The following is a 23,405-nucleotide window of genomic DNA, read 5'->3' as shown; positions in this document are numbered from 1 at the left end:
TATAGGATTGTAAGCAACTGATAGTCCTTTACTATTTACCTTGTTATTGAATTAATATCAAGTGCTCTATACTGGATTACTTTATCTAGATTACAATAGAAATCTTCTTTTTGTTTTTCAGTGCTAATTTCACTAATAATAATCCACTCGTAATAATAAGAGGTAGCACAATCAATAAATGCGCTTTGTTAATCAGGATAAGTAAGTAAACTGCTAAACAAAGCAGATTAAACAGAGAGAGGTTGTAGGTCCATTTATTGTTGTCTTTGTAATAAAAGTAAAGCAGTACAAGCAATGCGGGGTTGAACAATAAGACGTTATAATTATACGCTAGTTCATGATGGCTTGAATACAATCCAATAAACAAAAAGAATACACCTAACAGTCCCATTATCAAAAAGTAGATTTGGTTTATTATTTTATTATTCATTAAGAGAATGAATCCTAGAAAAAGTCCATACGTATAGAAGTTATTCCACCAAGAGCTAGGAGTTGGTTCATTATACTCGAGAAGTATTTTATTTTCCTTGGCAAGCAGCTGGTTGTTGAATTGTACTGTTCTTAAACTTTTTTGTAATTCTAAGGGCAAAAATATTTTAGTACCTAATTCATCTACTTTTTGTCCAAAAATGATACTAGTTCCCAGTTTTTCATAGAAGTGACCATCAAAATAGGGGTATAATATAGTTCTGTAAGTGATGTCAGTATCGGTGTTTTTTACGATAGCAGTAGTGCCTAATGTTTTGTTGATAATATCTACAACCATTGAGGTACAGTTTTTATCAATAAACTTATAGGTATAATGGCTTTCTCCAGAAGCTAAGGAAGTAGTAAGATTCTCAAACAATCTTTGTTTAAGAGTGTCAGAGATGTTTAGTTCCTGCTCGTAAACAGATCTTCTTTCATAGGTGTATTCGTTGATGAAATCGGTATACGGATGTACAACAGCAAAATACTGCAAGTCTCCTTTTGTGAACTTAGCGACAAAGTTAGGCGTGTTAAAGTCAAAAGCACCATAGTTATAAACAAGATCTATAAATTGGTTCGGATCGCTAATTCGGATCGCTGTATGTCCAAAAAGGGAATACGATTCATTTCCAGTTCCACAAGTTATCACACTCACACGAGCATTTTCTGATAATATAGGGGTTTGTGCAAAAGTCGTATGGACTGTCGCAAGAAGTATCAGGGATAATGCTATTTTTTTTAAAAGAGAAATGTTCATTATTTTTTTATTGGTATAGTTAATTCCTGAAAAGCGATAAATCCACTTTTAACGAAAATATATTTGAATACAAAGCAGCGCTTTGATTTCCTAAATCGGTTAAGGCATAATCCACTTGGATTCCTTTGTATTTAAAACCCAATCCAATATTGGGTTGGAAGCCTACTTTCTGAGTGCTGTCTAATTGCTCGATGTTTTGGAAATTACCCACTCCAGCACGCACAAAAACAAGATCAGTATAACCAAATTCGAGTCCTAAAGCGGGATCAACGCTTACGAAATCAGAAGAAAATAAATCATTGGTTTTGGCAAAACGCATGTTTACATTGGCAGCAGCCATAATGCTATAGTCATAACGCACGATAAATTTTTTAGAAACTCCTAGTTGAGCTTTCGGAGCTGTGATTTCAGTGCTTTCGGGTAGTTCTTGATTTTGTCCCGGTATCGCATCGGCAATTTTTTGATATTCTTTTTCGTTTATGTTCCAAACATTATAGGTGGTGGTAATGTCGCGAATCATTAATCCAAATTGCCAGTCATTTTTTTCAAACTGGAGTCCGACATCGAATCCAAATCCCCAGGAATCAGCAAATTTTCCGATAATTCTTCTTATAACTTTTGCATTTACTCCATATTGAAATCCAGCAACGGGTAATTTTCGAGCATAAGAAAAAGTAAAGCCATAATCTGCCGTAGAAAAAAGACTGATTCGGTTGTAATCAATATTTCCCTGACTGTCTATTAATTCGGTAGTGTTCAAAATATCATCGACCCCAAAACGGATTAAGGAAATTCCCCAAGCACTGCGGTCGTCAATAGGACTTGCATACCCAATGTAATCGTATTGAGCTATATTTGCAAAATAATTAGCGTGCATCAAAGCTAGTTGATGATCTTCTAAGTGGGTTAGTCCCGCTGGATTCCAGTATCCTGAATTCACATCGGCGGTAGAAGCTGTAACTGCGTTGGCCATCCCTAAGGCTGCTGCATCGACTCCTATATTCACAAACTCATTAGAATATTTCCTAACTGCTTGACCGTAATTTACGACGTAAACTAAAAGCAATAAAAAAAAATAATTTTTTTTCAATCGTACTGTTTTTTACCAGCTCAAAGCAGGATTAAATTTTCATCAAAAATATAATATTTTGCTGAGCTTAGTTCGTTCTTTTACTAAATAAATAGGATTGTCAAAGGCACTGTTGATAATCTCTATAGAAAACGTGGCTTGCATTCACTTATTATATTAAATTTGTCAGCTCAGACTTTAAATTTCAAATTGCGATGAACATTAAAAAACACATTCCTAATTCAATAACATTACTTAATCTACTGTGTGGCTGTATTGCTATGGTCTTTGTTACTAAGTCAGAATTTGAAATGGCTTTTTATTTTGTATGTCTTGGTATCTTTTTAGATTTTTTTGATGGTTTTTTTGCCAGATTATTGAAAGTTTCAGGACCATTGGGTTTACAATTGGATTCCTTAGCTGATATGGTGACAAGCGGATTAGTGCCAGGATATGTCATGTTTTTTCTGCTTTCAAACAGTCAGCACGAAATCTCAACGCACTTTATGATGCCTTATCTTGGATTTATCATAACCATGGGTTCTTGTTATCGATTGGCTGTATTTAATATTGACACCCGTCAGACGAATTCATTTATTGGATTGCCAACGCCTGCGAACGCTCTTTTTATTTTAAGTTTGCCCTTAGTTTTGAAATATTCAGATTCTCTAATTGTTCTCGAAATCTTAACTAATCAATGGGTTTTGTTAGCAATCACGCTTTTTAGTGCTTACATTTTGAATGCGGAGATTCCGTTGTTTTCTTTGAAGATTAAAAAGTTCAACCTCAAGGATAATACACTCCAAATTGTCTTTTTATTCTTTTCTTTTTTGTTGTTGATATTTTTTCAATATGCAGGAATTCCATTGGTTATCATTGGGTATGTGTTACTTTCAATAGTGAGCAATAAATTTTTATTGGATGAGAAAAAAAAGCGTTAAAAGAAAGCCGCCCGTGCGTCGCGGGACTAAAAAGAAAGCTTCTTTTTTCTCTGGGAAAGTGCTGCGCTTTGCGATAGTTGCTTTTTTCATGCTTCTTGTTTTTGGAATGGGGTATCATTATCGAAATGGCCTAGCCTATTATTTTAGTTTTAAATCAAATAAGGTTTTACAGCAGGAGGCGGAAGATAAACGTATTTCTGATGTTCGGAATTACCAGGTTTTAGACAATCACGAAGGGAAAGCAATCGGACTAGACGTTTCTGAATACCAAGGAAAAATCAGCTGGCTAGATGTTGATACCTTAGAGAATAAATATCCCGTACACTTTGTTTTTATTAGGGCTACCGTGGGTAATGATCGCTTAGACAGGCAATTCAGGAGAAACTGGCTTGGCGCCAAAAGCAATAAACTCATTCGGGGAGCCTACCATTACTATCGTCCTAACGAAAATTCCTTAGAACAGGCGGAGCTTTTTATTAAAACAGTAACTTTAAGAAAAGGGGATTTACCTCCTGTTTTAGATATTGAAAAGTTACCCAAAAATCAATCTGTGGAACGATTAAAAATCGGATTAAGAAGGTGGTTGAAAAGAGTAGAGGAACATTATAAAGTAAAGCCTATAATCTATACTGGAGAAAGTTACTACGATGATTTTCTAAAAGAAGAGTTCAGTGATTATCTTTTTTGGATTGCTAATTATAATTTTTATCGGGAAAATATCCAGGAAGAGTGGTTGTTTTGGCAATTCACTGAAAAAGCAAGTGTCTCAGGAGTAAAAGGCAATGTAGATGTGAATATTTATAATGGCGACCTACAGCAATTAAAATTCATCACCATTGAATAATTTATCACAGTAATATATAGGATAATTATTTTTTTGGAGCGAAAAAACTAATCCCGATTATAATAATTAATAGAATTACTAATAAGGCTACTGAAATAGGATTTGCGAAATTGACAGTCCATCCAGCCCAAGCCATTCTTTTTGGGGGTAATATTCGTTTGTCTTCTTTGTTATAATATAATATGCCTAATTTCCAATTGTTTGGATCTTTGTGCCATTTCTCTAAAGTTTCTTTGCTTGGTTTTTCTTTTTGATCCATTTTGGTTAGCTATTGGATTAAGGATTGTGAGATAACTAAATTTACGACATGTTGCATTAGTACGTTCTTGGCCTTCGATAATTTCTAAAAATGTTCTATAAACAATTTTTAAGGCGGAAAGTTACTATTCGAAAAGAAGAACTAAAACTCGATTTTTTTCTTTCTTAATTCAAAATTCTGTCCCAGGTATACGCGACGTACCATTTCATCTTCCACTAATTCTTCCGGTACTCCTGCTTTTAGGATTCCACCTTCAAACATAAGATAGGTTTTATCTGTAATTGCTAAGGTTTCCTGTACGTTGTGATCCGTGATGAGGATTCCGATGTTCTTGTTTTTTAATTGCGCTACAATTCTCTGGATGTCTTCTACGGCTACGGGATCAACACCAGCAAAAGGTTCGTCAAGTAAAATGAATTTAGGGTCCGTAGCCAAACATCGTGCAATTTCAGTACGACGACGTTCTCCTCCAGATAGTAAATCACCACGATTGGTACGGATGTGCTCCAAACTAAATTCGGCAATCAAACTTTCCATTTTAGCGACTTGTTCTTCTTTAGAAAGAGTTGTTAATTGGAGTACACTCAAGATGTTATCTTCGATACTCAGTTTTCTAAAGACAGAAGCCTCTTGTGCTAAATATCCAATTCCTTGCTGTGCTCTTTTGTACATAGGATAATCGGTAATGTTCAAGTCGTCTAGGTAGATGTTACCTGAATTTGGTTTAACCAATCCTACAATCATATAAAAAGAAGTTGTTTTTCCGGCACCATTAGGCCCTAACAGACCAACGATTTCACCTTGATTTACTTCTACCGAAATGCCTTTTACAACGCTTCTTCCTTTGTATGTTTTTACTAAATTTTCAGCTCTTAAAATCATATGCTTTGGTTTAAACGTTAATCGTTTAATTGTTTAATCGTGTCAAATAAACGAATAAGCAAATTAACAAATAACCGTATTAACAATTATTTAGTTTCTTTCCAAGTTTATTTATTGGCCCAAATAGGCCAAGAACTACTTTTTTAATTAAAGAAGAAGAATGTTATTTTGTAGTGGTTTCTTCTAATGCTTCCCAGAACTCATAAGCTCTGCGTAAATGAGGTACCACAATAGTTCCTCCGACTAAGGTTGCAATTCCCATTGCTTCCATCATTTCTTCTTTGGTTACTCCAATTTTATGACTGGTTTCCAAATGATATTTTACACAGTCATCACAACGTAAAACTGCAGAAGCGACTAAACCCAAAAGTTCTTTTGTTTTCACATCAAGAGCACCGGCAGCGTAAGCATTAGTGTCTAGGTTGAAAATTCTTTTTACTATTTTGTTGTTGTCAGCTAGCAACTTTTCGTTCATTTTAGAACGATATTCATTAAATTCTTCAATAATAGCGGCCATAATTATTCTTTTTTATTTTTAGATACAAATACCGAAATAAAGATACTTGCTTCGTAGATTAATAACATTGGAATTGCAACAATAGTTTGACTTACTACATCTGGTGGTGTTACGATAGCAGCGATAACAAGTACAAGTACAATTGCATATTTTCTGTAGGTTCTTAAAAATTCAGGAGTTACAAGCCCTAGTTTTGTCAAGAAGTAGATAATAATTGGTAATTCAAAAAACAAACCACTTGCCAGAACAGATGTTTTCACCATCCCAATATAAGAATCTAACGTAAACTGATTGAGGACAACAGGACTGACCGTGAAGGTGGCCACGAAGTTGACTGACATGGGGATGACTACAAAGTAGCCAAACAGGACCCCAATAAAGAAAAGTAGTGAAGAAAAAAAGATGAACACTTTTGCATTTTTCTTTTCATTCACATAAAGTGCAGGACTTATAAATTTCCATATTTCCCATAATATATAGGGAAAACTTAAAATAAATCCGGCAAGAATACATACCCAGATGAACACATTTACCTGACCTTCCATCTCCGTGTTTTGAATGATAAAGGGCATCTCAGTAATGCAAATACTATCTGCAAAACCTAATGAATGGGATAGATCACAGAAAAAATGATACGTAAAAAACGTGGGCCTTGTAGGTCCAAATATAATAGTGTCAAATAGGTAATCACTAAAAAAATAAGTGGCAATAGCCATGATAATTATTGCTATTGTGCTGCGTACTAATAACCATCTTAAATCTTCTAGATGATCTAAAAACGACATTTCGTTTTGATTTTTCTTTGCCATTATACTAGTCCTTCTTTTAAAATATCGTGTAGATGTAAAACTCCTTTGTATTCACCATTATCTACCACAACTAATTGAGTAATGGAGAAATCTTCGAGAATGTTCAGTGCGTCGACAACCATATCGTTTGATTGAATTAATTTTGGGTTTTTGGTCATGATGTCTTTTGCAGTTAATTCTGCAAATGAATCCCTTTCGTTTAGCATTCTTCGAATATCACCGTCTGTTATGATTCCGATTACTTTATCGTTTTCAATAACCGCGGTAACACCAAGGCGTTTTTCTGAGATTTCAAAAATCACTTGCTTTATAGGTGCATCTGGAGAGACCATAGGTTTTAGAGTATGTTCTAACATATCCTTAACTCTAAGTAATAATTTTTTACCTAAAGCACCTCCGGGATGGTATATTGCAAAATCTTCTGCTGAGAAATTACGCATTTCCATTAGGCAAACCGCAATAGCATCACCCATTACTAATTGAGCAGTTGTGCTATTAATAGGAGCAAGGTTATTAGGGCAAGCTTCGGCGTCTACAGTAGTGTTCAAAATATAGTCAGATCCTTTAGCAAGAAATGAAGTCATGTTTCCAGTTATGGCAATCAATGTATTTCCAAAACGTTTCAAAAGAGGGACAAGCACCTTTATTTCAGGACTGTTTCCGCTTTTTGAAATGCAGATGATAATATCGTCCTTTTGTACCATGCCTAAGTCTCCATGAATCGCTTCAGAGGCGTGAAGAAATAGCGAAGGTGTTCCAGTAGAATTAAATGTAGCTACCATTTTCTGAGCAATAATGGCGCTCTTTCCGATTCCAGTAACGATTAATCTTCCGTTGGAATTATAGATTGCCTGTGTCGCATCTGAGAAATTATCGTCCAGAAAATCAGTTAGTTTTTCAATTGACTGGCTCTCAGATAGAATGGTTTTTTTGGCTGTCGCCAATATGTTTTCTTTAGATGTCAAAACAGAATGTTTAAAATTTGTGAGTGTAAAAGAATTTAGTATCTTTATGTGGTGCAAATTTATACAAAATACCATATAATAAAGAATGAATTCAAACGAAATTGATATACATAAAGAATTAAAGAAATATTTTGGCTTTAGTCAATTTAAAGGGTTGCAAGAAAAGGTTATTGAAAGTTTACTCAATAAGCAAAATACATTTGTAATTATGCCTACAGGCGGTGGTAAATCGCTCTGTTATCAACTCCCCGCTTTAGTTCAAGAAGGGACAGCTATTGTTGTTTCTCCCTTGATTGCTTTAATGAAAAACCAAGTAGACGCCATTAGAAGTTTATCTTCAGAGAGTGGTATTGCCCATGTTTTAAATTCATCATTAACAAAAACAGAGATCGCTCAAGTTAAAAAGGATATTACTTCCGGATTAACGAAGCTGTTATATGTTGCTCCAGAATCTTTGACAAAAGAGGAAAATGTCAATTTTCTTAAAAATGTGACTATTTCTTTTGTGGCCATAGATGAGGCTCATTGTATCTCCGAGTGGGGTCATGACTTTAGGCCAGAATACAGAAATTTAAAAAATATAATTAAACAACTGGGCGATGTACCTGTAATCGGTCTTACCGCTACGGCGACTCCTAAAGTTCAAGAAGATATTCTGAAAAATTTAGATATGTGTGATGCAACTACTTTTAAAGCATCATTTAACAGACCTAATCTATATTATGAGGTACGAACAAAAACCAAAAATATAGAATCAGATATCATTCGTTTTATAAAGCAGCACAAAGGGAAATCTGGAATTATTTATTGCCTAAGTCGTAAAAAAGTGGAAGCAATTGCCCATGTGTTACAGGTGAACGGAATAAGTGCAGTGCCTTACCATGCAGGATTGGATGCTAAAACACGAGCAAGGCATCAGGACATGTTTCTTATGGAAGATGTGGATGTGGTTGTGGCAACTATCGCTTTTGGGATGGGGATTGACAAACCAGATGTTCGTTTTGTGATTCATCATGACATTCCAAAATCATTGGAAAGTTATTATCAGGAAACAGGTCGTGCCGGTAGGGATGGAGGAGAAGGACATTGTCTAGCTTACTATTCTTATAAAGATGTGGAGAAACTAGAGAAATTTATGTCTGGTAAGCCAGTTGCAGAGCAGGAAATTGGTTTTGCTTTACTGCAGGAAGTGGTTGCTTATGCGGAAACTTCAATGTCAAGAAGAAAGTTTTTACTCCATTATTTTGGTGAGGAATTCGACAGTGAAACCGGTGAGGGTGCTGATATGGATGACAATGTAAGAAATCCAAAAGTAAAAGTAGAAGCAAAAGAGCAGGTAGTAAAATTGCTAGAAGTGGTGCGAGATACTAAGCACTTATATAAATCTAAAGAAATTGTTTTTACCTTGATTGGTAGAGTTAATGCAGTGATAAAAGCGCATAGAACTGATTCTCAATCTTTTTTTGGGAGTGGTGTTGCTTTTGACGAAAAATACTGGATGGCCTTATTGAGGCAAGTGCTCGTGGGAGGCTATTTATCGAAAGATATTGAAACTTATGGTATCGTAAAAATAACAGAGAAAGGATTAGATTTTATTAAAAACCCAATCTCTTTTATGATGTCTGAAGATCATGAATACAATGAGGCAGGAGATGAAGCAATTGTGACTGCGTCTAAATCTGCGGGTGCTATAGATGAAGTATTGATGGGTATGTTACGTGATTTACGTAAAAAAGTATCTAAAAAGCTTGGAGTTCCGCCATTTGTTGTTTTCCAAGACCCTTCATTGGCAGATATGGCCTTAAAATATCCTATTTCTTTAAATGAATTAATTAATATTCATGGAATAGGAGAAGGAAAAGCGAAGAAATATGGCACCGAATTTGTTGAATTGATAAATCGTTATGTTGTAGATAATGAGATAATACGTCCAGATGATTTGGTTGTAAAATCGACAGGAATCAAGTCGGCAATGAAATTGTATATAATTCAAAATGTCGATAGAAAATTATCTTTAGATGATATCGCTAAAGCAAAAGGATTGACGATGGAAACCTTGCTTAAGGAGATGGAACATATTGTATATTCAGGTACTAAATTGAATATCAAATATTGGGTAGATGAAATGCTTGATGACGAGCAACAAGAAGAGATTTATGATTATTTTATGGAATCAGAATCAGATAAGATAGAAGGTGCCTTAAAGGAATTTGAAGGGGATTACGATATTGATGAATTGCGCTTGATGCGAATAAAATTCATCAGCGAAGTAGCGAACTAAAAACTATTCAGCTTGCGGATATTCAATGTTCAGATATACAGTTATCTGAACATTAAATATCAACAATTTTCTTTTGATTATTCAGCATTTCTTTCTTGATAAATCTCCCCTCGATGAGGTTTTAGGGCATCACGTACCTGAATCATATTTTCATCAGTAACGACCATAAAAGCAATAGCTTGCATTTCGCCTTGAATTGTAAAACCGGTAATCTTTAATGGTAATTTTTCACTTGCGATGTATTCTTTTAGGTGGATTTCGTGATGTTCAGCTGTTTTTGCGGAAGCGGGTCCACGGAAATCCCATATTAGTTTTATTTGTCTGGACATGCTAAATTGTTGTAAGGTTCAAGAGGCAAAGTTACAAAGTTTCCAAGACGAAAAACAATTACCACCAAAACAAACAATCAAATCCACTTCAAAATACTATTTTTGCACTTTGTTTTTCGATAAAGACAAGGAGCAAATAACCGAATTATCACTAAAGAAATGCCTCAAGAACACCTATTACAAGTATCTCCAGAGATTGCTGCAAATGAAATGTTGCTGAAAGAACACCTTGGAAAATTACTAAAGATTTCTCCAAAAGAAATTCAGCATGTTTCCATTTTAAAACGTTCTATTGATGCGCGTCAAAAAGCAATTAAAATCAATCTGAAAGTGACCGTGTATTTGAAAGGAGAACCTTTTGAAGAAAATAAAATACATCTTCCTGATTATGGAAATGTAGCAAATGCACAAGAAGTAATTGTTGTTGGGGCTGGACCTGCCGGACTTTTTGCTGCCTTGCAGTTAATAGAATTAGGCTTAAAGCCCATAGTAATTGAGAGAGGGAAAGATGTGCGTGGTCGCCGTCGTGACTTGAAGGCAATCAATGTCGATCATCTTGTAAATGAAGATTCTAATTATTGTTTTGGTGAAGGCGGAGCAGGAACTTATTCTGACGGAAAATTATACACACGATCTAAAAAAAGAGGGGATGTAACTCGAATTCTTGAGTTGTTAGTGGCTTATGGCGCTACTCCAGATATTTTGGTAGAAGCACATCCGCATATTGGGACAAATAAATTGCCCCAGATTATTCAGGATATTCGGGAGAAAATTATCGAGTGTGGCGGGCAGGTCTTGTTTGAAACGCGAGTGACGGATATTTTAGTAAAAAATAATGAAGTTCAGGGAATCGTAACCCAAAAAGGAGATACGATTTTAGCTAATAAAATGATTTTAGCGACTGGGCATTCTGCAAGAGATATTTTTGAATTACTAGATAGAAAAAAAATATTTATAGAAGCGAAAGCTTTTGCTTTGGGTGTTCGGGCCGAGCATCCACAATCATTAATTGATAGTATTCAGTACAGCTGTGATTATCGTGGAGAACTCTTGCCACCCGCACCTTATAGTATTGTAAAGCAAGTGGGAGGTAGGGGAATGTATTCTTTTTGCATGTGTCCCGGAGGTGTAATTGCACCTTGTGCTACTAGTCCTGGCGAAGTAGTGACAAATGGTTGGTCTCCTTCAAAAAGAGATCAGGCAACGGCAAATTCTGGTATTGTAGTAGAATTAAAGCTGGAAGATTTTAAACCTTTTGCTAAATTTGGTGCTCTGGCCGGAATGGAATTCCAAAAGAGTATTGAACAAAAAGCATGGCGTTTGGCAGGGGAAACTCAAAAAGTACCTGCACAACGAATGATTGATTTTACACAAAGTAAAGTTTCTTCAGATATTCCTAAAACGTCCTATGTTCCAGGTACAACCTCAGTGGAAATGGGGCAAGTTTTCCCTGATTTTTTAACTCAAATATTAAGGGAAGGATTTTCTGAATTTGGGAAATCTATGCGTGGTTACTTGACTAATGAGGCTATATTGCATGCGCCGGAGTCAAGAACGTCTTCACCGGTGCGAATTCCAAGAGACCCAATTTCCTATGAACATCTGCAGATAAAAGGATTATATCCTTGCGGAGAAGGAGCAGGTTATGCTGGCGGAATCATTTCGGCTGCTATTGATGGGGAGAAATGTGCATTGATGATTGGCGAAAGTTTACATAAAAAAACCTCGATTTGATTTTATACACATCGAGGTTTGAATTTTAAATATTGAGTTTTTAGGGGATAAGAATTATTTTTCCCGTACTTTTTCTGCTTTCCAGATAATCATGTGCTTTTTTACCTTCGGATAATTTAAATATTGTAGGAGGAGTAATCGTGATTTTATTGCTGCTGATCCAGTCAAATAACTGATGGGCTCTTTTAATGCGTTGTTTTTTTGACGTTAAATAGCTCCATAAATCACCACCAGTTAAGGTTTTTGAAGTATCCATTAACATTCTTGGATTTATAAAATCCGGATCTCCGCCCGCCATACCAAAAAACACTACTTGTCCGCAAGTTTTGGTTACTTCAAAACTGTCACTTAATGTGCTGCCAACACTGTCGTAAACGACGTCTACTCCTTTAGGAAATTGTTTTAATAGGCTAGATTTCCAGTCTTCAGAATATAAAAACACTTTATCGGCTCCGTTTTTTAAAGCTATTTCTGCTTTTGATGTCGATGAGGTTAGACCAATAACATTGGCGCCTAATAACTTACTGATTTGAGTCAGAAATTGACCTACTCCTCCTGCAGAAGCATGGATAAGGACCGTATCTCCTTTTTGTGTTTTGTGACTATCAGTCGCTAAATAATGAGCGGTTAATCCTTGAAGGAGAATGGTAGCGGCAGTTTCGAAACTGATACTTTCTGGTAACGGAATAATATGTGCAAGGGGAACGGCTACTAATTCTGAATTAGCGAAAGGGACATCAGCAAATGCGATACGATCTCCAAGCTTGAATTCTGTATTGTTTGAGTCAACTACTACACCAGCACCTTCGTAACCCGCAATAAATGGGGGTGTTCCTGTTAAATGATAATTCCCTTTTCGTCGGTATACATCTGCAAAATTTAGTCCTATGGCGCGCATTTCAACTAAGATTTCATCTTTTTTTAATACAGGTGAAGGTAGGTCTATATATTCAAGAACGTCTGAATTACCAAATGTCGAAAAAGTGAGTGCTTTCATATTTATTATTGTATTTCTTAGAACGATAGAGGAAGTTAAATTAAATTTCAGTAGGTTTTAATGCAATCATAAAAAAGATATAATTGTCGTCTTCTAATTTATTTTTTTAAAAAGATGTTTGTTGATTTTATCGAATAATAATTTCTCGTCAATTGGCTTTGAGATGTAATCATTCATTCCTACTGCGGTGCATTTTTCTACATCGGCAGTTGTGACATCGGCGGTAAGGGCAATAATGGGGATATTAGAATTTAGAACATTGCGAATGTATAATGTAGTTTCAAAACCATTCATTACTGGCATTTGTAAGTCCATTAAAATAATGTCATACTCATTATTTTGAAGTAGATCAATAGCAATTTTGCCATTGTCAGCCATCTCAATATCAAATCCAAAATCCAATAATATTATTTTTATTAAAAGTTGGTTTAGTAGTACGTCTTCAACCACTAATACTTTGGTTGCTGACGTTGTTGACTCTTTAGTTCTTTCAAAGTATTGTGATTCGGGTTCTGTCTCGCTTTCGATTTCTTGTGGGTTGGATTTTTCAAAATTCATGATGAATCCAAAAGTGGATCCTTTCCCTTCTTCACTAAATGCTATTATTTTCCCTCCTTGCATTTCGACCAGCTGCTTAACAATTGCTAGGCCAAGTCCTGTTCCTCCGTAGGAATTGTTGATTGCTTTAGTAGCTTGTTCAAAATTTTTAAATATGTGTTCGATTCTGTCTTGAGCAATCCCTATTCCCGTGTCGGTTATTAGAAATTCGATGGAGCAAGATTTGTTATCCTCGCTCAAGAGGCGCATGTTTACGCTTATTTTTCCTTCTGAAGTAAACTTAATGGCGTTGCTCATTAGATTCAAAATGATCTGACGCAAACGCACCGGGTCTCCATTCAAAAGTTTAGGGATAGCCGGATCATAGTTATGGGATAGCGCTATGTTTTTTTCTAGCATCTTTTGTTCAAAAAGTTGAAGAATTGTAGAAATGGATTTGGATAATTTAAAGGGTATGTGATTAAATGTCATCTTTCCGGCATCGACTTTAGCAATATCGAGGATATCATTAATTAAAACTATCAATGCATCTCCAGACTCTTTGATAGCGTTAATATATTCCGTTTGGGATTCATCTAATTTAGTTTTAAGCACCACATTAGTAAATCCAATAATTGCATTCATTGGAGTTCTAATCTCATGACTCATATTTGACAAAAATTGCTGTTTTGATTTTACAGCTTCTTCGGCAATTTTTGTTTTTAACTCTGCGTTGATTTTAGATTCAATAAGTTCATTTTTTGCCAATACCTGAGTCGTTACATCATAGGCAATTATGGTAACCCCTGAGATTGTTTCATCAGCTTCATAATAAGGCTGGTAAACAAAATTAAAATAACAATCTATTAATTCTCCATCATATACTAAAGGGGCAAGAAGTTCATTTCCGTAAAAAGGAATGCCGGTTGTGAAAACGTTGTTAAGTAATGTAGGGAATTCTTTGTCAATAAGTTGAGGTAGTACGTCATTGAATTTTTGACCTTCTACATTTTGACCTTTACCCCACATTTCTTTGATGGTGTCATTTGCGAGAGAAACAACCATGTCTTTGCCTTTTAATATAGCTATTGCAAATGGGGATTGTAACAGTATCATGTTAAATCGTTTATTGCTGTCCTCTATCTCTTTCGTTGCGGTCTTCTGTATCTCAAGTAATTTTTCAAATTCTCTTTTTTCTTTATTTTGAAGCTCTATTGATAATCGCCTTACTTCGGAAACATCTTGTATGGCTAATAGAATTGATTTTTTATCATGTATTTTTTGAAATATATATTTCGCGCTAACTATAATTGCTTTTCTGTCAGAATCTGAAATGTCATACGCTATTTCTACTTTATCAAAATCTATGCTTTTGGAAAGCATTTTGTCCAGAAGGTTTCGTAATTCAGCTAAGTCCCATTTTCTATTGTCTATTTCAAACAAAGACTTTCCTTCGATTTCTTCTTTATCAATGCCGTATTTTTGGCAAAATGAATTACTGGCAGATTTAATTTGAAGGTCTTCATTTAGAACCAACATTGGCTCCATCATTGTGGCGATAATTTCTTCGGAAAAGTCATATGATTCTGCCAATAGTTTAATGTTCTTTTCTAGTTTATTATTGGTTGAAATCAGCTCCTTATTTGTGGTCACATCATCAACAAGCTGAATTATATGTGTAACGTTATTATTTGAGTCAAGAATAGGGGAATTAATAATTCTCCAATAACGTTCTTCAAAACCGCCTCCTTCTGATTTGGGTTTTTGAATGTCATATTGTATATAGTCCATTTCATCGACCGTTTTATTCTTCAATACTCGGTTTAATGAAGCTCTTAAACTAGTAGTGGATTCGGGTAGTAGATCTTGCGGGTTATCAGGAAATACATCAAAAACATATTTGTCTATAATGGTTTCTCGCGTGGTCATAGTGGCTTTCAGATAATTATCAGTTACGGTTACTATTGTAAAATTAGTATCCATCACTAGCGACACGGCCGGAGATTGTTTAAAAAAGTCAATATAATCGTTACTGTTCATAGATACTGTAAGAAATTAATGATTGTATTTTTTGTTTTAAAAACAGTTATGTTTTAAAGTTGTATTATGTACGATTTTTGCAATTACGGTCCAAATATAGACAAAAAAACATTTGATTCTCACTAATAAATTCCATTCGAAAAAACAGCTCTGTTTTACAGTAATACCCTTTAACGGCGGGGCGTTTGTCATAAAGAAGGCTTTTTTAATATAAAAAAAAGAAGCTTAAATAGTTGTAGGCAAAAGTATTAGGTTTTTTTTAATAGTAAGGCAAGGAAATGTTTCCTGTACCGGGTATCTATAAAGCAACAGCTCCTAAAACCGAAAAGTAATTTTTGGTTTTAGGAGCTGTTGTTTTTTATTATTCCAATCACGAGGCTGATGATTTGCATATCAGCTTTATTAATGTTTTTTTGTTGTTTTAGCCCAACATACTTAGCGCAGTTTATGAATAAATTAAGGCGCTTTCCATACTATTTGTCGTCGGGTACAAAATCAAGGGCGATCGAATTCATACAATATCTTTTCCCTGTAGGAGCAGGTCCATCGTCAAAAAGATGACCTAAATGGCCATCACATCGTCCGCAAAGGGCTTCAATTCTCTCCATACCGAAGGAGTTGTCTTTTTTGTAAATAACACTGTCTTTATTGTCTTGTTCGAAAAAACTAGGCCAGCCGCAACTACTGGAAAATTTAGCTCCCGATCGAAATAATTTGTTACCACAAGCAGCACAATAATACGTTCCTTTTTCGTCCGTATTCCAGTACTTTCCTGTAAAAGGTCTTTCGGTATCGGCATTTCTGGTTACTTCATACACGTCTTCGGGTAATACTTTTTTCCATTCAGCATCCGTGAGATGTAGTTTTGTGGTATCTGTATTTGAATAATATGGGTTTTCTGGCTTACTGATTCTATTTTCCATAATTTCTGTTTTTTTTGTTTTTTTATGAGTTTTTGCTCTTTGTCCGTATGTAGTAGATAGGATTAATGGAAGCAATAATAAAAAGCTGAAAAATGCTGTTTTGTTCATGTAAATGTTATTTGCTTATCAAATATTAGGGTACTGTTCTTGTTAGGCTTTAGCATTGTGCTTTAATAGTAAAGGGTTTTATTCTATGTTGTCACAAATATAAGGAGCTATTCTAATTTGTGATGTGTTATACCTTAGGTATTAACAGCTATTTGTGTAAGTTTTAACTATTGTTATTTATGGATAGAATGCATTTTTAGTGGACTACGTTTTTATAATCCCACTCTCATATTGACTAAGTGTTTTTTGAAGCCCACTTTTTCATATGCTCTTATAGCCGAAGAATTGTCGTTATAAACATCTAATCGGAGTTCTGTTATTTTTAGAGATTTACTCCATTCTTTTAAACCTTGAATGATTTTAGCATTGATTCCCATCCCTCTGTGTTCGGGATCCGTATACATAAATCCGAGATAAGCGTAGTTGCTGTGGTTCAAATAGGGTTTTGCTATTTCTATTCGAGCATAGCCGGAACCTACGATTTGTGACCCGATTTCAGCGACTAGTAACTCAATGTCAGGTGCCGTAATCATTTTTTCAATATTGTAATAATTAATTTTCTCTTCTTTTAAAGTTGGATCAAAAGGACGTTCGGCAGTAATGATTCCTTGTTCAAATTCGAGAAGTATATTCAAATCTTCTACTCTAGCTTTACGGATTTTTATTTCATTCATTATCATAACGGTTTTAAGATATCAAAAGTAAGAAAGAATCTGCGAATGGTTTTTATCGAACACTGATCTAATTGGATCGTCTTGATTTAACTTCAACATTTCGAAACAGAACGTTAAAGGACACGCTATTATTTATCTTTTTTGTATTTTTGTGTGGCTAAAAATAATTATGATAGAAGAAAATGTAATATTAGTTAATAAGGACGATGAGCAAATTGGATTGATGCCTAAGTTAGAGGCACATGAAAAAGCGATTTTACATCGTGCTTTTTCAGTTTTTGTTTTGAATAGCAAAAACGAAATCATGCTGCAGCAGCGTGCACATCATAAATATCACTCTCCACTACTTTGGACAAACACTTGTTGTAGTCATCAAAGAGAAGGAGAATCAAATATTGAGGCGGGTAGTAGACGGTTGTTTGAAGAGATGGGTTTTAAAACAGATCTCAAAGAACTTTTTCATTTTATATACAAAGCCCCATTTGACAATGGTTTGACGGAACATGAATTAGATCATGTGATGATTGGTTACTCTGACGAAAGCCCAGTAATAAACCCAGAAGAAGTGGAAGCTTGGAAATGGATGGCTATTGATGAAGTAAAAAATGACATGCAGAAACATCCCGAAATTTATACCGTATGGTTTAAAATAATTTTCGACGAATTCTATCATTTTTTGGAAGATCATAAAATTTAGTAATGCTCTAAGGCGTGTTTTAGATATCTAAAACCCATTTGTAACTTATAAATAAGGCAAAGGTTAAAATTATAAATAATTATGAAGGTAACTATAAGTAGAAAAGCACATTTCAACGCAGCACATCGATTGTATCGTAAGGATTGGACTTTCGAGAAAAACGACGCTGTTTTTGGAAAATGCAATAACCCAAATTTTCACGGACACAATTACGACATGATTGTAGGTGTTACCGGTGAAATAGATCCTGAGACTGGTTATGTGATGGATATAAAAATTCTATCGGATATTATTAAAGAAGAAGTTGAGGATCAGTTCGATCATAAAAATCTAAATATAGATGTTCCTGAGTTTGAAAATCTCAATCCCACAGCCGAAAATATTGTTGTGGTAATTTGGAATAAAATAAGAAAGAGAATCAAAGCAGAATTTGACTTAGAGGTTGTTCTTTATGAAACTCCTCGTAATTTTGTAACTTATAAAGGAGAGTAATGGAATTGAAAATAGGGGACAGAATTCCAAATTTTAAAGCGAAAGATACCCATGGAAATGATTTTGACAGCCAGAAACTAGTTGGTCAAAAGCCATTGGTTATCTATTTCTATCCAAAAGATAATACCCCAGGATGCACTACACAAGCGTGTAGTTTTCGGGATCAATACGAAGATTTTAAAGACTTAGGTGCAGAGGTTATTGGAATTAGTAGTGATAGTGTCGAGTCGCATCAAAAATTCTCAGAACAGTATAAATTACCATTTATTCTTTTGTCAGATCACGATAAGAAAATTAGGAAGCTTTTTGGAGTTCCTTCAGGCATGTTTGGTTTGCTTCCTGGGAGAGTTACTTATGTGATTGATAAAAAAGGAAAAATAATAATGATTTTTGATAGTGTGATGGCTTCTAAGCATATCCCAAAAGCGCTAGAAGCAGTTAAAAAACTACTGTCTTAGATTATTACATTATATTAGATAAAAATATAGAACATTGTTTCTTTAAATAGATAAAAAATGAGTAAAAAATTATATCCATTACAGTTTGATCCCATACTGAAAGAAAGAATTTGGGGTGGCGAAAAACTAAAAACGGTTCTGAATAAATCGATTACGTCAAAAATAACTGGAGAGAGTTGGGAATTATCCACTGTTGAAGGTGACGTTAGTGTAATTGCTAATGGAGAATTGAAAGGGAAGTTATTAACAGAAGTTATTGATGAAGCTCCAAATGAAATATTAGGAACAGAAGTTCATGAACGTTTTGGAAAGCAGTTTCCTTTACTTTTTAAATACTTAGATGCTCGTGAAGACTTGTCTATTCAAGTACATCCTAACGATGCTTTGGCAAAGAAAAGGCATAATTCGTTTGGGAAAACAGAAATGTGGTACATTATGCAAGCTGACCCGGATGCGAGAATAATTGTTGGTTTTAAGGAAGATTCGAATGCTACGGAATTTGTGGCAAAGTTGAAAAGTAATGAATTGCTTAGTATTCTCGATAGTGTAAATGTAAAAGAAGGAGATGTGTTCTTTCTAGAAACAGGTACGGTACATGCTATAGGTGCTGGTTTAGTAGTGGCAGAGATTCAACAAACATCAGATATCACTTATCGAATTTATGACTTTGATAGAGTAGATGCTCAGGGGAATACTAGAGAGCTGCATGTAGATTTAGCTCTGGAAGCGATGAATTATGAAAAGGTAGATACTCGTAGAGAATATTTAGAAGAAGAAAATCAGTCAAATACAATTGTAAATTGTCCTTACTTTACGACAAATTTTATTCCATTAACAGAAGCAACAACTATTTCAAAGACTGGAAATAGTTTTACAGTCTATATGTGTATTGATGGAGCATTTGAAATTGAGTACAATAAGGATATCTATCAGTATCAAAAAGGGGATACGGTGTTAATTCCTGCGACAATGGATTATTATGTGATTAATGGAAAAGCTTCAATTTTAGAAATTTACATTTCATAGTCGGTAATAGAAAGATTATATGTACTTTTGCAGACGCAAATTAAAATTAAAAATAAAATGGCAAATATTAAGAATTTAAAAAAAGACATCAACTACGTACTAGGAGATATTATTGAAGCAGTTTACTTGTTCGAAATTTCTACTACAGGAAAACCTACAACAGAAACTAATGATTTAATTGATGAAGCTATCGCTGCTTTTGATGTTTTGATCACAAAAGTGAACGCTAAGAAGGTAGAAGATAAAAAAGCTCACTTCAAACAAATCAATGTTGAATTGGAACAAACTGCAAATCAATTGATTGCTAAAATCAACGAATTGTAGTCGAAAAAAACGATAAAAAAGTGCAGATTTATTTTGGAAAAGACGAATTCATCTGTATATTTGCACCCGTAATGAGACGCCAGCGTAGCTCAGTTGGCTAGAGCAGCTGATTTGTAATCAGCAGGTCGTGGGTTCGAGTCCCTCCGCCGGCTCATTTTAAAACCATCTAACTTTGTTAGATGGTTTTTGTATTTAATAGAGGCTAGTAGGTAATTAGTTTGATGTTGTCAAATGAAAATTATTAATAAATAATGATTTTTTTATTTGGAGAATAGAAAATCAAAACTATATTTGCAGTCGTAAGAATGCCAGCGTAGCTCAGTTGGCTAGAGCAGCTGATTTGTAATCAGCAGGTCGTGGGTTCGAGTCCCTCCGCCGGCTCTTAGTAAAACCATCTAACTTTGTTAGATGGTTTTTTGTTTTTATACAATAGAAGAAAAATATCTTTCTATGTGTAAAAAAAAAATGCTCCAATAGGTTGGAGCATTTTTTTTTGAGTGTTTTAGGAATTCGTGAAAACGGACTCTCTAGTTATTTTGTTCTTGCTTTCTAATCTCAGCTACGTATTTAGTTAGTTTCTTTCCGTAAAGAGACTGTGCTACCTTTGGAGTCATTGATTTTTGAATCGTATCCAGGTACTTAAGATTGATGTCATAGATATCAGATAATGCAACGTAAGGAGCTACTTCATAATCCTTATTGTTAATCGCAAAGTTAGTTGCGTACAAGTATTTTCTTTTTGTATTAGAATCTTGTTTTGCACTCAGGCTATCTATTGCTTTTTTGTTGTTGTTTTTGATAGCATTGAATTTTTGTTCCAGTAAGGTTAGGTTGGTGTCTCTAAAACGAGAGTTGATTTTTTGATAATCTTCATATAGCTCTTGATTTTTAGATCCAGTTATTTTAGCTCCATAAAGGAAAGAATCTAAGTTTGTGTCTATGTTAATGTTTCCAGGCTCCGCAAAAAACAATAAGTTGTTGTCTAATGAATTGCTTACTCCTCTGTCAAGGAATAAGTACAGCATTTCAGGTGATTTTAAATCGATATCACTTTCAAAAGCAGAGCTACCGTCGATTGTAATTGTGTCTATAGCAACAAGAGCGCTGTCAACTACTCTTTGGATATATAAAGTACCTTTTTTTAGTCCTTTAATATTCCCGGTAACATGCAGGTTTGTTTTTGATTCGTTTTTAGTACATGATGCCAAAAGTAATAAGGAAACGAATGCAAGAATTGATTTTTTCATTTGGTTAAATATTTTGTTGCAAAATAAAGAAAATTGTTTGAATGTTTACTTGCTTGATAAGGTGAATTTCATAAAAAAAATCCCAATCTATTTCTAAATTGGGATTTTTTGTCTGATATCTATTTTTAACCTTTTAACCAAGCTTCTTTTAACGCTTTTTTTGTTTCGTCAGTTGCTTTAAGGGCCTCTTTTTCCTCATAAGGAAGATTTACCTTTCCTTTAAGAATCTGTTCGGCTCCGTTGCGTTTAATCTTAACAGTAATAGCGTCGTTTTCTTTCCAGTTTTGGCTTTCGCTAATCATATCATAGATGTTGTCCAAGTTGTAAGCTTTGTCATTAATAGCTATTATTATATCGCCTCCTTTAAGATCTAAGGCAGTATAAAAAGCATTTAATTCAATATTCGGAATAACAACAATTTCTTTTGTTTCTGGATTTACAGTGATGTAAGGTACTTGTCCTTTTAGGAATACATTCCCAGGAGATTTTACTGTGGATTTTGTAATTCCAACTTTTGCCAAGTAAGTTTCATAAGGAATAGGGGTAGTTCCAGCTACATAAGTTGCTAGAAATTCACCTACTTCAGGGTAAGTTAAAGAGGTGATCTTAGCAAAAAGTTCGTCATCATTAAATGGTTTTGAAACTCCATATTCACTAGAAAGCTTTTGCATCAAATCAAGAATTCCTCTTTCGCCATTGCTTTTTTCTCTAATAATAATGTCCAGGCACATTCCTATTAATGATCCTTTTTGATATACGTTTATGTATTGGTCTTTGTATGGTTGTTTCAATACATTAGCACTCATTGTGGTAAAAGACATGGTGTCGTTCATTGCAGCTGCGCGTTCCATTTGGTCTGCAAGACGACTGTAAAAATCTTCTTCGGTGATTAACCCTTGGTTGATTTGGAAAAGGTTTGCAAAATATTCAGTAACTCCTTCGTACATCCATAAATGAGCTGACATTTTTGGATTGTTATAATCAAAATATTGAATTTCTTTCGAATGAATACTAAGCGGAGTTACAATATGAAAAAATTCATGTGAAACTACATCCATCATGGATTTCACCAATTCCTCTTTAGGCATTAATTCTGGTAAAACAACTGTAGTGGCCGTAGGGTGCTCTAAAGCTCCAAAACCTTTTGCGTCATTTTCCTGCATTGTTGATAAATACAATAAGACACTGTATTTTTTAGTGGCGTTTATTTTACCCAAAAAGGTTTTTTGTGCCGTCATCATGGTTTTCATCTCTGGAGTAATGCTTTCAGCAGTAACTTTTCCAGAAGGAGAATAAACGCTTATTAGGATTTCCATTCCGTCAACAGTAAACGTCGTGAAATCTGGTTTTGAATACATAATTGGATTTTCTACCAGTTCTGCATAGCGAGCCGTAATAAAAGTATCTGCGGTAGTGCTGGAGTCTTGGTCAGTCATTGAAGTACTTCCCCACAGTGTTGCAGGGTGTGCAATCGTAACTTTATAGGGAATTGACATGAAGTTTGTGAAGTAACCTACAAAACAATGTGTGTTTAACATTATGTTTTTACCGGCATCTATATTTGATCCTGCTGGTGAAAAAATATCTTCATCGCCAAATTTTGTGCCTTTCTCCGTGTCAAAGGAATCATTTACTAAATAAGTAATTTTGTCAAGGGTTTTTGCTTTTGAAATGGACCATGAATTAACGTCAAGTTTTTTGACGGTTAATAGATTCCCTTTTGCATCATAAGCTTTTAAATCTTCGATATATCTACCGTAGTTATCTTCTGAATAGGTTCCTGGAACTGTCTTGGGAATGTGGTACGTGATTTCGTCTGTTTTGATTGAAGGAGCATTTACCGTAACCAGTACTTGGTCATTCGTTATGCTGTCTAGATTAATTGCGACTTGAACCTGCTCTTTTGTTGCTGAATTCGCCACCGAATTGACAGTTTTACAACTCCACAGGATCGATGTAAATGCAAATGCAAAAATTATTTTTTTCATTATCTATGTGATTTTTGTTATTGGTCTGATAAAATGCCT

At 34.7% G+C, this 23,405-nt stretch carries 23 protein-coding genes and 2 tRNA genes; 11 read left to right on the top strand and 14 right to left on the bottom strand.

Going from position 1 to position 23,405, the window contains the following annotated elements; genetic code table 11:
- Positions 1 to 85 precede the first annotated feature (85 nt).
- On the bottom strand, positions 86 to 1,225 hold the full coding sequence (locus QO182_RS01155) for a DUF4105 domain-containing protein (RefSeq protein ID WP_371559471.1): 1,140 nt from the start codon (positions 1,223 to 1,225) through the stop codon (positions 86 to 88).
- 19 nt (positions 1,226 to 1,244) lie between these two features.
- Positions 1,245 to 2,231 carry a PorV/PorQ family protein gene (locus tag QO182_RS01150; protein WP_371559557.1) on the bottom strand — a complete coding sequence of 329 codons (987 nt, stop codon included), beginning with the start codon at positions 2,229 to 2,231 and terminating at the stop codon, positions 1,245 to 1,247.
- Between the two features lie 278 nt (positions 2,232 to 2,509).
- Here QO182_RS01150 and QO182_RS01145 point away from each other — a divergent pair, with 278 nt between their 5' ends.
- Together QO182_RS01145 and QO182_RS01140 are read left to right on the top strand one after the other, a co-directional pair.
- A complete protein-coding gene (locus QO182_RS01145) occupies positions 2,510 to 3,235 on the top strand; it encodes a phosphatidylcholine/phosphatidylserine synthase (protein WP_371535216.1) in 726 nt (241 codons plus the stop codon).
- Positions 3,216 to 4,079, top strand: a complete 864-nt coding sequence (locus QO182_RS01140; protein WP_371559470.1) for a glycoside hydrolase family 25 protein — start codon at positions 3,216 to 3,218, stop codon at positions 4,077 to 4,079. Before QO182_RS01145 ends, QO182_RS01140 begins: the two co-directional genes overlap by 20 nt.
- Positions 4,080 to 4,104: 25 nt before the next feature.
- Here the strand turns inward: QO182_RS01140 and QO182_RS01135 are convergent, their stop codons facing one another.
- From QO182_RS01135 to QO182_RS01115, 5 genes are all read right to left on the bottom strand, one after another.
- Positions 4,105 to 4,338: a DUF5808 domain-containing protein gene (locus QO182_RS01135; RefSeq protein WP_371559468.1), complete on the bottom strand. Its 234-nt coding sequence runs from the start codon at positions 4,336 to 4,338 to the stop codon at positions 4,105 to 4,107.
- 141 nt (positions 4,339 to 4,479) lie between these two features.
- Entirely contained in the window at positions 4,480 to 5,220 is a 741-nt protein-coding gene (gene lptB / locus QO182_RS01130; protein WP_371535212.1) for an LPS export ABC transporter ATP-binding protein, read from the bottom strand.
- Between the two features lie 163 nt (positions 5,221 to 5,383).
- Positions 5,384 to 5,737: a carboxymuconolactone decarboxylase family protein gene (locus QO182_RS01125; RefSeq protein WP_371535211.1), complete on the bottom strand. Its 354-nt coding sequence runs from the start codon at positions 5,735 to 5,737 to the stop codon at positions 5,384 to 5,386.
- A gap of 2 nt (positions 5,738 to 5,739) precedes the next feature.
- Positions 5,740 to 6,546 (bottom strand): twin-arginine translocase subunit TatC, encoded by an 807-nt coding sequence (gene tatC / locus QO182_RS01120; RefSeq protein WP_371535210.1) that lies wholly within the window; start codon positions 6,544 to 6,546, stop codon positions 5,740 to 5,742.
- Positions 6,546 to 7,511, bottom strand: coding sequence for an SIS domain-containing protein (locus QO182_RS01115; protein WP_371559466.1), 966 nt, complete (start codon positions 7,509 to 7,511; stop codon positions 6,546 to 6,548). Before QO182_RS01115 ends, tatC begins: the two co-directional genes overlap by 1 nt.
- Positions 7,512 to 7,596: 85 nt before the next feature.
- Here QO182_RS01115 and QO182_RS01110 point away from each other — a divergent pair, with 85 nt between their 5' ends.
- Positions 7,597 to 9,792, top strand: coding sequence for a RecQ family ATP-dependent DNA helicase (locus tag QO182_RS01110; protein WP_371535208.1), 2,196 nt, complete (start codon positions 7,597 to 7,599; stop codon positions 9,790 to 9,792).
- Between the two features lie 77 nt (positions 9,793 to 9,869).
- Here the strand turns inward: QO182_RS01110 and QO182_RS01105 are convergent, their stop codons facing one another.
- The gene (locus QO182_RS01105; protein ID WP_371559465.1) at positions 9,870 to 10,121 is read right to left on the bottom strand and encodes a hypothetical protein; all 252 of its coding nucleotides are present in this window, start codon (positions 10,119 to 10,121) and stop codon (positions 9,870 to 9,872) included.
- Positions 10,122 to 10,280: 159 nt separating this feature from the next.
- Between QO182_RS01105 and QO182_RS01100 the strand changes: the two genes are divergently transcribed.
- Positions 10,281 to 11,855 (top strand): NAD(P)/FAD-dependent oxidoreductase, encoded by a 1,575-nt coding sequence (locus tag QO182_RS01100; protein ID WP_371535205.1) that lies wholly within the window; start codon positions 10,281 to 10,283, stop codon positions 11,853 to 11,855.
- A 40-nt stretch (positions 11,856 to 11,895) separates the two neighbouring features.
- Here QO182_RS01100 and QO182_RS01095 read toward each other — a convergent pair whose 3' ends face one another.
- The 4 genes from QO182_RS01095 to QO182_RS01080 all read right to left on the bottom strand — a co-directional run bounded on the left by QO182_RS01095 (position 11,896) and on the right by QO182_RS01080 (position 17,134).
- Positions 11,896 to 12,852 (bottom strand): quinone oxidoreductase, encoded by a 957-nt coding sequence (locus QO182_RS01095; protein WP_371535204.1) that lies wholly within the window; start codon positions 12,850 to 12,852, stop codon positions 11,896 to 11,898.
- A 93-nt stretch (positions 12,853 to 12,945) separates the two neighbouring features.
- Positions 12,946 to 15,429, bottom strand: a complete 2,484-nt coding sequence (locus QO182_RS01090; protein WP_371559461.1) for an ATP-binding protein — start codon at positions 15,427 to 15,429, stop codon at positions 12,946 to 12,948.
- Positions 15,430 to 15,902: 473 nt separating this feature from the next.
- Complete coding sequence (gene msrB / locus QO182_RS01085) at positions 15,903 to 16,460, bottom strand: peptide-methionine (R)-S-oxide reductase MsrB (RefSeq protein ID WP_371535201.1); 558 nt, start codon at positions 16,458 to 16,460, stop codon at positions 15,903 to 15,905.
- Positions 16,461 to 16,672: 212 nt separating this feature from the next.
- Positions 16,673 to 17,134: an N-acetyltransferase family protein gene (locus QO182_RS01080; RefSeq protein WP_371535200.1), complete on the bottom strand. Its 462-nt coding sequence runs from the start codon at positions 17,132 to 17,134 to the stop codon at positions 16,673 to 16,675.
- Between the two features lie 169 nt (positions 17,135 to 17,303).
- Here QO182_RS01080 and idi point away from each other — a divergent pair, with 169 nt between their 5' ends.
- The 7 genes from idi (at position 17,304) to QO182_RS01045 (ending at position 20,512) form a co-directional block, all read left to right on the top strand.
- Positions 17,304 to 17,831: an isopentenyl-diphosphate Delta-isomerase gene (idi, locus tag QO182_RS01075; protein ID WP_371535199.1), complete on the top strand. Its 528-nt coding sequence runs from the start codon at positions 17,304 to 17,306 to the stop codon at positions 17,829 to 17,831.
- Between the two features lie 81 nt (positions 17,832 to 17,912).
- The gene (locus QO182_RS01070) at positions 17,913 to 18,323 is read left to right on the top strand and encodes a 6-pyruvoyl tetrahydropterin synthase family protein (protein WP_371559458.1); all 411 of its coding nucleotides are present in this window, start codon (positions 17,913 to 17,915) and stop codon (positions 18,321 to 18,323) included.
- A complete protein-coding gene (locus QO182_RS01065; protein ID WP_371559455.1) occupies positions 18,323 to 18,781 on the top strand; it encodes a peroxiredoxin in 459 nt (152 codons plus the stop codon). The genes QO182_RS01070 and QO182_RS01065 overlap by 1 nt, the downstream gene beginning before the upstream one ends.
- A gap of 57 nt (positions 18,782 to 18,838) precedes the next feature.
- The gene (locus tag QO182_RS01060) at positions 18,839 to 19,807 is read left to right on the top strand and encodes a type I phosphomannose isomerase catalytic subunit (RefSeq protein WP_371535196.1); all 969 of its coding nucleotides are present in this window, start codon (positions 18,839 to 18,841) and stop codon (positions 19,805 to 19,807) included.
- 57 nt (positions 19,808 to 19,864) lie between these two features.
- Positions 19,865 to 20,131: a hypothetical protein gene (locus QO182_RS01055; RefSeq protein WP_091091963.1), complete on the top strand. Its 267-nt coding sequence runs from the start codon at positions 19,865 to 19,867 to the stop codon at positions 20,129 to 20,131.
- Positions 20,132 to 20,209: 78 nt separating this feature from the next.
- Positions 20,210 to 20,283, top strand: a tRNA-Thr gene (locus tag QO182_RS01050).
- A gap of 155 nt (positions 20,284 to 20,438) precedes the next feature.
- Positions 20,439 to 20,512, top strand: a tRNA-Thr gene (locus QO182_RS01045).
- A 146-nt stretch (positions 20,513 to 20,658) separates the two neighbouring features.
- On the opposite strand, the gene QO182_RS01040 is transcribed toward QO182_RS01045, so the two are convergent.
- Complete coding sequence (locus QO182_RS01040; RefSeq protein WP_371559451.1) at positions 20,659 to 21,378, bottom strand: DUF4369 domain-containing protein; 720 nt, start codon at positions 21,376 to 21,378, stop codon at positions 20,659 to 20,661.
- A 125-nt stretch (positions 21,379 to 21,503) separates the two neighbouring features.
- Positions 21,504 to 23,366 carry a peptidase M61 gene (locus QO182_RS01035; protein WP_371535192.1) on the bottom strand — a complete coding sequence of 621 codons (1,863 nt, stop codon included), beginning with the start codon at positions 23,364 to 23,366 and terminating at the stop codon, positions 21,504 to 21,506.
- Positions 23,367 to 23,405 lie beyond the last annotated feature (39 nt).

It is taken from the genome of Flavobacterium sp. Arc2 (assembly GCF_041431385.1).
Classification (GTDB): domain Bacteria; phylum Bacteroidota; class Bacteroidia; order Flavobacteriales; family Flavobacteriaceae; genus Flavobacterium.
Note: the sequence above shows the minus strand (reverse complement) of the source record. Positions and strands in the feature narration are given on the sequence as shown.